Here is a 12649-nt window from a genome sequence, read left to right as displayed (position 1 = left end):
ATTGAGCTACTTTTGTCGTATCATTGCAAAAAAAACGCAACTATTTATTGTGATTTTGCAAAAAAAACAGGAAAGTGTTGGTGCTATTTTAGATTGAAAAATTACTAAATCTATTAACCATCAACCAGAAAAAAATTATGTCAAAGACTGAAAGTGCAATACGTATAGATCAAAGGAGTACAATTATTCCTATGGTTATTTTAACCGCATTATTTTTTATTCTAGGTTTCGTTACCTGGCTTAACGGGCCTTTAATTCCCTTTTTTGAGTTAGCTTGTGAGCTAACAGCTTCTCAAGCTTATTTTGTAACATTTGCTTTTTATATTGCCTATTTTGTCATGGCTATTCCGTCTTCTTGGGTAATCGAAAAGGTAGGTTACAAAAATGGTGTTTCGCTCGGTTTAATTGTAATTGCTATAGGCGCTTTTATGTTTTATCCAGCTGCAGCAACAAGAACTTATCTTTTCTTTTTAGTAGCATTATTCACAATGGGAACAGGTTTAGCAATCTTGCAAACTGCTGCAAACCCTTATGTAGTAGTGATTGGACCAAGAGAAAGCGCCGCTGCAAGAATTAGTGTATTAGGAATTGCAAATAAATTAGCAGGATTTATAGCGCCATTAGCCTTAACAGCATTGGTGTTATCGAATATGCAAGATTACACAGCTGAGAAAATTGCACTTTTAGATGAAGTTTCTAAAGCAGAAGCCTTAAATTTGCTGACATTACAATTGCAGACGCCCTACCTTTATATGGGATTAGTTATTTTGGTTTTGGCACTTTTAGTTAAGCTGTCTCCATTACCAGAAATTGATTTAGATGAAGAAGGAGCTGTAATGAATTTGAGTATTTTTAAACAAATAAAAAATGCTTTTAAACACCCTCAATTAGTTCTAGGAGTTATAACCTTGATGCTATATTTAGCTGCCGAAGTTTTGGCAGGTGATTCAATCGGTGGATTTGGAAAAGAACTTGGAGTGTATGGTAAAGATGGTAATTTTTATTTAAAATTAACTTCATTTACTATGTCTGCAATGGTAGTAGGGTATATTCTAGGAATTACATTAATACCAAAATATCTTTCGCAAGTTACTGCTTTAAAAGCATCTGGAATTTTAGGATTAATTTTAGTAATTTTAATAGTTGTTATATCACCGGAAATAACTGTTCAGTTTTCGGGAATTCCTGACATGCCAGTAGTTATAATTTTAGTAGCATTAATGGGACTTGCAAATGCACTTTGTTGGCCGGCAATATGGCCAATGGCATTACAAGATTTAAAAGGATACACCAAAATAGGAAGCGCAATTTTGATCATGGGTATTATAGGTGGTGCAATCTTCCCTTTAATATATGGTGCTTGGGCAGAAAGTATTAATACTGCTAATCTAGCAAACGGAGTGGATAAAACAGCTAAGAGTGGCAATCAGATTGCATATTTAATGTTGGTGCCTTGCTATTTAATGATTATATTTTTTGCATACAAAGGGCATAAGTACAGAAGTTGGTCTCGCAATTAAGACAGATAAATAATTTAAGTTAATATATAAAGAAGCGAATAATGTTAAAAAGTTCCATAGATAAGGCGACAGGTTTCGAAAAAAGATTCGAAAACATTGACACGGTAGTTTTTGAAAATTCAACCGAAGCATCTAAAGCAGTTGCAAAGCAAATAGCAACACTTATCAAGTCAAAACAAGAGAATAATGAGTCATGTGTTTTAGGATTAGCTACAGGGTCTTCACCAAAAGGGTTGTACGCTGAGTTAGTACGTTTGCACAAAGAAGAAGGATTGAGTTTTAAAAATGTAATCACTTTTAACTTGGACGAATACTATCCAATGGAACCAGATTCTGTAAATAGTTACGTGCGATTCATGAAAGAATTGTTAATGGATCAAGTAGATATTTTACCTGAAAATTATCATATTCCTGACGGACTTTTATCAAAAGAAGAAATTGCGGACTATTGTGCCGATTACGAAGCAAAAATCGAAGCTCTAGGTGGAATTGATTTGCAAGTTTTAGGAATTGGGGCAAATGGACATATCGGATTCAACGAATCGGGTTCATTGCAAAATTCAAAAACAAGACTTGTAGCATTAGATCATATTACAAGAGTTGCAGCAAGTAAAGACTTTTTTGGACTAAACAACACGCCAAGAACAGCAATAACACTTGGAGTAAAAAAGATAATGGAAGCCAAACAAGTAATCCTATTAGCATGGGGTGAAGGAAAAGCAGAGGTTGTAAAGAAATCTGTAGAAGGAGAAGTTACAAACAGAATTCCTGCGTCATTTTTGCAAGAGCATAACAATGTTGTTTTTGTTTTAGACAAAGAAGCATCATCAAAACTAACAAGAATCAACAGACCATGGTTAGTTGAGAAAATTGTTTGGACAGACAAATTAACTCGTAAAGCCGTTTTGGGATTAGCTTTAGATTTGAAAAAACCAATCTTAATGTTAACCGATGCCGATTATATCGAAAACGGAATGAGCGATTTATTGGCAGATTCAGGGCCAGCTTATGATATCAATATTAAAATATTTAATAAACTGCAAAACACCATTACAGGATGGCCAGGTGGAAAACCAAATGCAGACGATACTAAGAGACCAGAAAGAGCTGAGCCAGCAAGAAAAAGAGTACTGATCTTTAGTCCGCACCCAGATGATGATATCATTAGTATGGGAGGTACATTCATGAGATTGCAACAACAAGGGCATGAGGTACATGTAGCTTATCAGACATCTGGAAATATTGCTGTAGCTGATGATGAAGCACTAAGGTTTGCAAGATTTGTGATTGATTACAACGAGAAATTTGGAATAAAAAGTCCAGAAGCAGATGAAATCTATAACAAAGCAATCACGTTCTTAAGTAATAAAAAAACTAGTGAAATCGATATTCCAGAAGTTCGTTATATAAAAGGATTAATCAGAAAAGGAGAAGCGCGTTCTACAAGTCACTTTGTTGGTTTGCCAGATGAACAAATTCACTTCATGGAACTTCCGTTTTATGAAACTGGAGCAATCGAGAAAAAACCATTAGGAGAAGAAGATATTCAATTGACAATGGATTTAATTGAGAAAATTAAACCACATCAAATATATGCAGCAGGAGACTTAGCTGATCCACACGGAACGCATAAAGTATGTCTAGATGCTATTTTTGAAGCTGTTAAAAGATTGAAAACAAAAGCATTCATGGATGACTGTTGGTTATGGTTATATCGTGGAGCTTGGCAAGAATGGGGGATTGACGAAGTTGAAATGGCAGTACCAATGAGCCCAGATCAAGTATTAGCAAAACGTCACGGAATCTTCAAGCACCAATCTCAAAAAGATGGAGTAGTATTTCAAGGTTCTGATGCTCGTGAATTTTGGCAAAGAGCTGAAGATAGAAATAGCGAAACAGCAGAATTATACAATCAATTAGGTTTATCACGTTATGCTGCAATGGAAGCATTCGTGAGATGGCACTTTTAGTATTTAGTTTATAGTCGCAGTTTTCAGTATGCAGTCGCAGTCTCAGTTTACGGTCTTAGTAAACAGTCTCAGTCTCAGTAAACAGTCTCAGTATTAGTAAACAGTCTCAGTCTCAGTAAGCAGTCAATTTGTAAACTGAGACTGAAAACGGTAAACTATTTTAAAAACTGCGACTGTAAACTGCGACTGAAGACTGCGACTGTCTTTCGACTGTAGACTATTTTAAAAATCTGTGGTAGAAAAAATAAAAAGTTACTGAAATAATAATAGCTTTGCATTCATTAGAAGCAAGAAAAAGATTCAATCTGTACTCTTTTTTCTTGCTTTTTTTTATTTTAAAAATGGAACAAAACAACAAAGAGCTTATAAAATTAGCCCATACAAAAATGCCTTTCGGTAAATACGAAGGGCGTTTTCTTATTGATCTACCTGAATATTATGTGGTTTGGTATAGTAATAAAGGATTTCCAAAAGGAGAATTGGGATTGCAATTGCAATTGGTTTACGAATTAAAATTAAATGGCTTAGAAGAATTAATTCGAAATATTAGAAAGAAATACCCAAAAACATAATATAGTAATAAAACTCATTTTATTTGATTGTTGATAACTTGAAATTTTAATGTAGGTTTTTTACTTTGTTTTCAATGATTTTTTTATATTTTTGTAGTAATTAAGATATTAAAAAATTATGGAAAACAATTTACCTACGTCGAATGCGGGTCAAGGAATGAGCATTGCAGCTTTAGTTTTAGGAATAGTAGCTGTTGTTGCAGCATTTATTCCCTGTTTCGGTTTAATTGCAGTACTTTTTGGAGTATTAGCTATCATTTTTGGAGCAATTGGCTTATCGCAAGCAAAAAAAGAAAATGCTCCTACTACGATGCCAATAGCAGGTTTAATACTAGGAATAGTTGCAACAGCTTTTATTATTATATGGGGGCTTGTTATGGTAAATACTATTAGTTCTGTTTTTGGATTTAATAATAGCGGGATTAGCAAAACATTTGATTCTATAAATGTTGAAGCAACAAAATCGCAAGATTCTTTAAATAATAGTATTGAGGTAACTGCTGATACAGTTAAAGTAGAAGAAGAGAAATAATATATTTTTTTTTGAAAATAAATACTTCTTACGGAATAGATTCTTATAAAAAGATAAACTTAATTTTTATTATATTAATTATGTTTGTCTTTTTTTATTCCTATTTGTCTGCTTTTTTGAATTTTGGGATTCCCTCTTCTTGTGAAGGGATGCCAATAGGCTATTGCAAAAGTCGCGGTTTAACAAGAGCCTTTTCTCAGATTTTGAATTTTAACCTCGAGAAAGCTATTGCTTACAATGCTTACAGTTTGAAAATCTTTTCATTTTTTCTAATTCAATTAATAGCTCGTTTAGTTGTTAATAAAATAATGAACTCTTCTAATTTTAAGTTACTGCTGACTTTTGACGTCATTTGCAGTGCAATATTTTTTATATTTTCATTTTATAACTTAGTCATAATATAAAATTTCAGATAGAATAAGTAGATTGATTAAAATGACGTCTATTTGAAAAGGAAAATTATGAATTATGGAAACAACTAAACGTTCTGTTTAAAAAAATGAAAATTATCTAATTATCTAATTGACAATTTGTCCAATTTAATTTGTACTTTTGCCACGTTTTTTACACAACTACATACAAACAACAACAGAATGAATCAAACGAAATATATTTTTGTTACAGGTGGTGTGACTTCTTCATTAGGAAAAGGGATCATCGCAGCATCTTTGGCAAAACTTTTACAAGCAAGAGGTTATCGCACGACTATTCAAAAATTTGACCCGTATATTAACGTAGATCCGGGTACATTAAATCCGTACGAGCACGGAGAATGTTATGTGACTGATGATGGCGCTGAAACCGATTTGGATTTAGGGCACTATGAGCGTTTTCTAAACGTTCCTACATCTCAGGCTAATAACGTAACTACTGGTAGAGTATATCTTTCGGTTATTGAAAAAGAGAGAAGAGGAGAGTTTCTTGGAAAAACGGTACAAGTAGTACCTCATATTACCAACGAAATTAAAGATAGAATGCAATTGCTAGGTAAATCTGGTGATTACGATATTGTTATTACCGAAATCGGTGGAACAGTTGGAGATATAGAATCTTTACCTTATATCGAGTCAGTTCGTCAGTTGGTATGGGAATTAGGAGAGAATAACGGAATTGTTATTCACTTAACATTAGTGCCTTATTTGGCTGCAGCAGGTGAGTTGAAAACAAAACCAACACAACACTCTGTGAAAACTTTAATGGAAAGCGGAATCAAAGCTGATATTTTAGTTTGCAGAACAGAACATGAACTTTCAGATGAATTACGTAACAAACTTGCTTTGTTTTGTAATGTAAAAAGGGAGGCTGTAATACAGTCAATCGATGCATCAACAATATATGAAGTTCCTAATTTAATGCTTGAAGAAGGATTAGATATAGTTGCTTTAAAGAAATTGGATTTACCTAAAAAAGCAGCTCCGGATTTAAAAAACTGGAATACGTTCTTAAAAAGATTAAAAAATCCAAAGCATACAATTAATATTGGATTGATTGGTAAATATGTAGAAATGCAAGATTGCTACAAATCAATTTTAGAAGCATTCATTCATGCAGGAGCTTCAAACGAAACTAAAGTAAATGTTGTTTCTATTCACTCTGAGCATATCAATGAAGATAATATAGAAGAAAAACTAAAAGGTTTAGACGGAATTCTTGTTGCTCCAGGTTTTGGAGAAAGAGGAATTGAAGGAAAAATTGAAGCAGTGCGTTATGCACGTGAAAATAAAGTTCCATTTTTCGGAATTTGTCTTGGAATGCAAATGTCGGTAATCGAATATTCTCGTAATATCTTAGGATACACAGATGCAAATTCAACAGAGATGAATGAGAATACTGCTCATCCAGTTGTGAATTTAATGGAAGAGCAAAAAACGATAACCGATAAAGGAGGAACAATGCGTCTTGGTGCATGGAAATGTGATATTACACCAGATTCATTGGCATATAAAATTTACGGTAAAACATCTATTTCAGAGCGTCACCGTCACCGTTATGAGTATAACAGTCAGTATGTAGATGAATTACAAAAAGCAGGATTAATTGCTTCAGGAATAAATCCAGATACAGGATTGGTGGAGATTGTAGAGTTAAAAGATCACCCATTTTTTATCGGAGTACAATACCATCCAGAATACAAAAGTACAGTAGCTAATCCGCACCCTATTTTTGTTAATTTTATTGCAGCAGCGGTTACAGCTCATAAAAAATAATACATATTTGCATAAGTTTCTAAAAACAGAAGAAACGAAAAAATAAAATTTAGAATAAAAATTACAATGGAAGAAAAAAAATTTGATCTCAATTCGGTTATTGGTTTTGTATTGATTTTTGGTATTTTGATTTGGATCATGTATCAAAACAAACCTTCTGAAGCTACTATCGCTGCAGAAAAAGCCAAAAAAGAATTAGTTGCTAAACAAGAAGCCCAAGCTAAAGATACTGCTGCTAAAGCTGCGGTTTTGCCAGTTGCAACAACTCCTGGAGATACATTACAATTAGCAAAATTGCAAAAAACATTAGGTGGATTTGCTTATTCGGCTACACTTCCTTCTGCTAAAGAAACTTTTACTACAATCGAAAATGATGTTGTAAAACTAAAAATCGCTAATAAAGGTGGTTTTATAGTTGAAGCAATTTTGAAAAAATACGAAAAATTCGAAAAAGGATCAGGACAATTAGTAGAGTTAATTAAAGACAACAATGCTAGTTTAAATATTCAATTAGCGACTAATGATAATCGTACTTTAAACACTAAAGATTTATTCTTTGAGCCTACATTGACTAAAAATGGTGAGGATCAAGTATTATCAATGCGTTTAAAAGCAGGTCCAAACGAATTCTTGGAATACAAGTATGTGTTGAAACCAAACGATTATATGATTGGATTTGATCTTCGTTCACAAGGATTAAATAAAGTTTTAAATACGTCTAAACCATTGGATTTACAATGGGATTTAAAGACGTATAGAAATGAGAAAAGCATTTCTATTGAAAAGCGTTATGCTGAAATTTATTACGAGCATAAAGATGGAAAAGTTGATTATGCTGGTTTAGGTAAGAAAGAAGAAGTTACACCTGAAAGCTTAAGTTTTCTTGCTTACAAACAGCACTTTTTCTCAACTATTTTATTAACAAAAAAACCTTTTGAGAATTCTAAATTAGAATCTATTGATTTAGTTAATGATGAAAAAATAGATACCGTTTTTACTAAACAATTCAAATCTAATATACCATTAGCTTTTTCAAATGGAGAGATTGATTATAATATGAGTTGGTACTTTGGACCATCAGATTATAAAACATTAAAAGCTTATGATGCAAATTTAGAGAAAATTATTCCATTAGGTTGGGGAATATTTGGATGGATTAATAAATTTATCTTCATTCCTTTATTTGGATTCTTGAGTTCAACAATGGGGTTATCTTTGGGAATTGCTATTATCGTGTTTACGATTATAATCAAAATAGTGATGTCGCCAATTACCTATAAATCATTCTTGTCACAGGCAAAAATGAAAGTATTGCGACCTGAAATTACAGAATTGGGTGAAAAATACAAGAAAGACCCAATGAAGAAACAGCAAGAAACAATGAAGCTGTATAATAAAGCAGGAGTAAACCCAATGGCGGGATGTATTCCAGCCTTGATACAACTTCCGTTTATGTATGCTTCGTTCCAGTTCTTCCCATCAGCGTTTGAGTTAAGACAAAAAGGATTCCTTTGGGCAGACGATTTATCTTCATTTGATGCTGTTGTAAATTTACCATTCCATATTCCTTTATATGGAGATCATATTAGTTTGTTTCCTATATTGGCAGCAATTGCGATTTTCTTTTACATGAAAATGACATCTGGAGATCAACAAATGGCAGCTCCTCAACAAGAAGGTATGCCAGATATGGCTAAGATGATGAAAATCATGATCTATGTTTCACCACTTATGATGTTGATATTTTTCAACTCGTATGGAGCAGGTTTGAGTTTGTATAACTTTATCTCTAACTTAATTACAATCGGAATTATGTTTGTAATTAAAAACTACATTGTAGATAGCGATAAAATTCATGCTCAAATACAAGAAAATAAATTAAAAGAGCCTAAAAAACAAAGTAAGTTCCAGAAACGTTTACAAGATGTTATGGAGCAACAAGAAGCTGCAAAAGCGGCTAAAGGCAAAAAATAATAGAAGTATTGAAAATAAAAAAATCTCGATTTATCGGGATTTTTTTATACACGTATAATTTATTAATGCATTATTTCGTTAAGGTTAAAAAATAGACTATAAGATGATTTGTAAAAAAATATTACTTGGGTTATTATTGTTAAATGCTTTTTTTATAAATGCACAAACAGTAAATAAGCTAGATGAAAACGGAAAAAAGGATGGACCTTGGAAAGGAACTTATGAGGAGTCAAAAAGACCTCGTTATGAAGGAATTTTTAATCATGGTAAGGAAACGGGTGTTTTTAAGTTTTATGATGATACGAAAGCAGCTAGTGTGATTGCAACAAGAGATTTTAGTGCAAATGATGGCAGTGCTTATACTATTTTTTACGATCAAGCTAAGAACAAAGTAAGCGAAGGTAAAGTCATTAATAAACTTTTTGAGGGCGAATGGAAGTATTACCATCAAGCATCGCCAACTGTAATGACAATTGAAAATTATAGTAAAGGAAAACTAAATGGTTTACGATCAGTTTTTTATCCAAATGGGAAAATTGCTGAAGAAATGAATTATGCAAAAGATGTAAAAGAAGGTGCTTATAAAAGATTTGCTGAAAACGGAAACATTTTGGAACAACTGAACTATAAAAATAACGAACTCGATGGAGATGCTGTTTTTAATAACTCGAATGGTGTTGTTGCTTCAAAAGGAATATTCAGGAAAGGAAAAAAAATGGGTAATTGGCAGTTTTTTGAAAGTGGAAAACTAGTAAAAGAAGTCAATATGAGTGACCCAAAAAACACAAATGAAACCGCTACCAAGGTTGAAAAGAAAAAAAAATAAATCAATAGTAAATAATCTATTCAACTTCAACTAAAAGATGTTCAATAGATTTATGTTGTTATTTTAGAGGAATAAATTCAAACAAAAAGCATAATAACTTTTATCTACCCTTCGATTGGATAAACTAATGGAAACAATAGTTATTATCTGCAATTAAGGGTTAACTTTGTAAAATAATTTTTTTTAGATTTCGAATATATGAAACGTGTTGTAGTAGGACTTTCTGGAGGTGTTGATTCAAGTGTTGCCGCTTATTTGTTGCAACAACAAGGATACGAGGTTATTGGCCTTTTTATGAAGAATTGGCATGATGATTCAGTTACAATTTCTAACGAATGCCCTTGGTTAGAAGATAGTAATGATGCTTTATTGGTAGCCGAGAAACTTGGAATTCCATTTCAAACCGTTGATTTAAGCGAAGAATACAAAGAAAAAATCGTTGATTATATGTTCAACGAATATGAAAAAGGACGCACACCAAACCCAGATGTGTTATGTAATCGTGAGATTAAATTTGATGTTTTTATGAAAATTGCATTAAGTCTTGGAGCAGATTATGTAGCAACAGGACATTATTGTCAAAAAGCAGAAATTGAGGTTAACGGCGAAAAAGTATACCAACTTATTGCCGGAGCCGATACTAATAAAGATCAATCTTATTTTTTATGTCAGTTGTCACAAGAGCAATTGGCTAAATCATTATTTCCTATTGGCGCATTAACAAAACCAGAAGTACGAGAAATTGCTACCGAAATGGATTTGGTTACTGCCGAAAAGAAAGATTCGCAAGGTTTGTGTTTCATTGGAAAAGTGCGTTTGCCTGAGTTTTTACAACAACAATTGCAACCTAAAGATGGTTTAATTGTACAAATAGATAAAAACGATCCAATATATAATTCAGAAAAAGAAACAGGTTTATCTCTTGAAAAAGAATTAGAATTTGAGTCTCAAAAACTACCTTATACACCAAAAATGGGTAAAGTAGTAGGAAAACATCAAGGAGCACATTATTTTACAATTGGTCAACGAAAAGGACTTAATGTGGGGGGAACAACAGATCCGTTGTTTATCATTGCAACCAACGTAGAAACAAATACAATTTACACAGGATTAACGAGTCAACATCCAGGTTTATTTAAAAAAGCATTATTTATCGAAAATTCAGAAGTACACTGGATTCGAACAGATATGGCTTTAAAAAACGGTGAACAAATGGAAGTAATGGCAAGAATTCGTTACCGTCAACCCTTACAGAAAGCAACCTTATACCAATTTGAAGGAGGTATGTATATTCACTTCGATGAACCACAATCAGCTATAACCGAAGGACAATTTGCTGCTTGGTATTTAGATAATGAATTAGTTGGTTCGGGAGTAATTTCTTAGATTAGTACTTTTTTACAGAGGGCTTTCCCTTTTTTAAAGAAGTAACAAATGAAAAGATATTTCCTATTTCTCTTTTTAATCATATCGTCTGCGACTTTCTCGCAAGAAGAAGCATGGGTTTATTTTAACGGTAAACCCAATGCTCAAGTCTATTACGATAATCCTTTGTTGATGCTTACGCAAAGAGCTTTGGATAGGAGGAGCAACCAAAAGATAGCTTTAGATATTAAAGATATTCCTGTTGAAACTACTTATATCAATCAGGTAAAAGCAAGCGCTGGAATCACTGTTATGGCACAATCCAAATGGTTAAACGCACTTCATATCCGAGGCACGCAAGCAAATATCAATTCACTAAAGTTACTTGCATTTGTATCTAAAGTTGATTTTGCAAATAATGCATTAAACAGTACAGCAAAAAAAATAACATCAGATAAAGTAAAAATTACAGATAAAAATCTTAAAACTGCTGTAAATTACTCTTATGGTACATCTGCAAACCAGATTCAAATGCTAAATGGGCAAATTTTGCACGAACAAAATTATACAGGCTCAGGTAAAATAATAGCTGTTCTTGATGCTGGTTTCCCGGGAGTCAATACTGCAAGTACTTTTGAGCGTTTGCGAGTTAATAATAAAATCTTAGGCGGTTATAATTATGTTTTAAGAAGCCCTAACTTCAATACAGGAGATTCACACGGTACAGAAGTGCTCTCTACAATGGGAGGATACAAAGAAAATGCTTTGGTAGGAACTGCTCCCGATGCTTCTTATTACTTATTCATCACAGAAGATGATGCTTCGGAGAATCCTGTTGAAGAATCGCTTTGGGTTGAAGCAGCAGAAGAAGCTGATAGATTAGGAGCTGATATTATTACAACTTCTTTGGGCTATTTCGAATACGACAATCCAAATTACAGTCATGTGTATAGTGATATGAATGGTACAACCAACTTTATATCGAGAGGAGCAGAAATTGCTTTTAGTAAAGGAATGATTGTAGTTGCGTCTGCAGGTAATGAAGGAGATGAATTAGAGAAACATATTGGCGCTCCCGCCGATGCAATGTCGGTAATTACAGTGGGTTCAGTGACTGCTTCTAAAATGGTATCGAATTTCAGTTCTATTGGTCCTAGTTATGATGGTAGAATTAAGCCAGATGTCATGGCACAAGGAAGTGCAGCTGTAGTTTCGGATGTTTCGGGGAATATTGTTAGAATAAATGGAACTTCATTTTCATGTCCAATAATGGCAGGTACAATCGCTTGTTTATGGCAGGCTTTTCCAAACAAAACAAATCAGGAAATTAGGCAATTGGTTTTGCAATCATCTGATAGATACACATCTCCAAATGTTCAATATGGTTACGGAATACCAAATTTTAGCTTGGCTTTAAATACTGGATTAGATGTAGAGTCAATTGAAAAAACAAATTTTTTGGTATATCCTAATCCAACTAAATCTTCAATTTCATTTGTGTTATCAAAAGAGGTTAATGTAGCATTAGTATGTGTATATTCTTTACTCGGGCAAAAGGTAATTGAAAAAGAAATTACAAATCAGTCATCATTAGTTTCGTTACAATCGTTAAATTCAGGAATTTATTTTTATACTTTAGAGGCAGGTAACTTCTACAAAACAGGAAAAATCATAAAACAATAA

General features: G+C 33.0%; 9 protein-coding genes. All 9 read left to right on the top strand.

The genetic code is table 11. From position 1 onward, the window contains the following. The first annotated feature begins 137 nt into the window (after window positions 1-137). The 9 genes from QWY99_RS13290 (at window position 138) to QWY99_RS13250 (ending at window position 12649) form a co-directional block, all read left to right on the top strand. A complete protein-coding gene (locus QWY99_RS13290; protein WP_290265963.1) occupies window positions 138-1520 on the top strand; it encodes a sugar MFS transporter in 1383 nt (460 codons plus the stop codon). A 41-nt stretch (window positions 1521-1561) separates the two neighbouring features. Further along, window positions 1562-3490: a glucosamine-6-phosphate deaminase gene (gene nagB, locus QWY99_RS13285; protein ID WP_290265962.1), complete on the top strand. Its 1929-nt coding sequence runs from the start codon at window positions 1562-1564 to the stop codon at window positions 3488-3490. 341 nt (window positions 3491-3831) lie between these two features. Further along, window positions 3832-4062: a DUF3820 family protein gene (locus tag QWY99_RS13280; RefSeq protein ID WP_290265961.1), complete on the top strand. Its 231-nt coding sequence runs from the start codon at window positions 3832-3834 to the stop codon at window positions 4060-4062. A gap of 118 nt (window positions 4063-4180) precedes the next feature. After that, window positions 4181-4594, top strand: coding sequence for a DUF4190 domain-containing protein (locus QWY99_RS13275; protein ID WP_290265960.1), 414 nt, complete (start codon window positions 4181-4183; stop codon window positions 4592-4594). A gap of 593 nt (window positions 4595-5187) precedes the next feature. Further along, complete coding sequence (pyrG, locus tag QWY99_RS13270; RefSeq protein ID WP_290265959.1) at window positions 5188-6801, top strand: CTP synthase; 1614 nt, start codon at window positions 5188-5190, stop codon at window positions 6799-6801. Window positions 6802-6867: 66 nt separating this feature from the next. Then, window positions 6868-8775, top strand: coding sequence for a membrane protein insertase YidC (gene yidC, locus QWY99_RS13265; protein WP_290265958.1), 1908 nt, complete (start codon window positions 6868-6870; stop codon window positions 8773-8775). 103 nt (window positions 8776-8878) lie between these two features. Continuing rightward, window positions 8879-9601, top strand: coding sequence for a toxin-antitoxin system YwqK family antitoxin (locus QWY99_RS13260; RefSeq protein ID WP_290265957.1), 723 nt, complete (start codon window positions 8879-8881; stop codon window positions 9599-9601). Window positions 9602-9799: 198 nt separating this feature from the next. Further along, window positions 9800-10987 carry a tRNA 2-thiouridine(34) synthase MnmA gene (gene mnmA, locus QWY99_RS13255; RefSeq protein WP_290265956.1) on the top strand — a complete coding sequence of 396 codons (1188 nt, stop codon included), beginning with the start codon at window positions 9800-9802 and terminating at the stop codon, window positions 10985-10987. Between the two features lie 48 nt (window positions 10988-11035). Then, window positions 11036-12649 carry a S8 family serine peptidase gene (locus tag QWY99_RS13250; RefSeq protein ID WP_290265955.1) on the top strand — a complete coding sequence of 538 codons (1614 nt, stop codon included), beginning with the start codon at window positions 11036-11038 and terminating at the stop codon, window positions 12647-12649.

Origin of the sequence: Flavobacterium branchiarum (assembly GCF_030409845.1) — a bacterium.
Classification (GTDB): domain Bacteria; phylum Bacteroidota; class Bacteroidia; order Flavobacteriales; family Flavobacteriaceae; genus Flavobacterium; species Flavobacterium branchiarum.
The sequence above is the reverse complement of the archived record's forward strand: the minus strand, read 5'-3'. Positions and strand labels throughout refer to the sequence as shown.

What these genes read in the sequence shown, in the direction of transcription:
- QWY99_RS13250 (WP_290265955.1), top strand. Translation starts at nt 11,036, where the DNA reads ATGAAAAGATATTTCCTATTTCTCTTTTTAATCATATCGTCTGCGACT.
- mnmA (WP_290265956.1), top strand. Translation starts at nt 9,800, where the DNA reads ATGAAACGTGTTGTAGTAGGACTTTCTGGAGGTGTTGATTCAAGTGTT.
- QWY99_RS13275 (WP_290265960.1), top strand. Translation starts at nt 4,181, where the DNA reads ATGGAAAACAATTTACCTACGTCGAATGCGGGTCAAGGAATGAGCATT.
- pyrG (WP_290265959.1), top strand. Translation starts at nt 5,188, where the DNA reads ATGAATCAAACGAAATATATTTTTGTTACAGGTGGTGTGACTTCTTCA.
- QWY99_RS13280 (WP_290265961.1), top strand. Translation starts at nt 3,832, where the DNA reads ATGGAACAAAACAACAAAGAGCTTATAAAATTAGCCCATACAAAAATG.
- QWY99_RS13260 (WP_290265957.1), top strand. Translation starts at nt 8,879, where the DNA reads ATGATTTGTAAAAAAATATTACTTGGGTTATTATTGTTAAATGCTTTT.
- nagB (WP_290265962.1), top strand. Translation starts at nt 1,562, where the DNA reads ATGTTAAAAAGTTCCATAGATAAGGCGACAGGTTTCGAAAAAAGATTC.
- yidC (WP_290265958.1), top strand. Translation starts at nt 6,868, where the DNA reads ATGGAAGAAAAAAAATTTGATCTCAATTCGGTTATTGGTTTTGTATTG.
- QWY99_RS13290 (WP_290265963.1), top strand. Translation starts at nt 138, where the DNA reads ATGTCAAAGACTGAAAGTGCAATACGTATAGATCAAAGGAGTACAATT.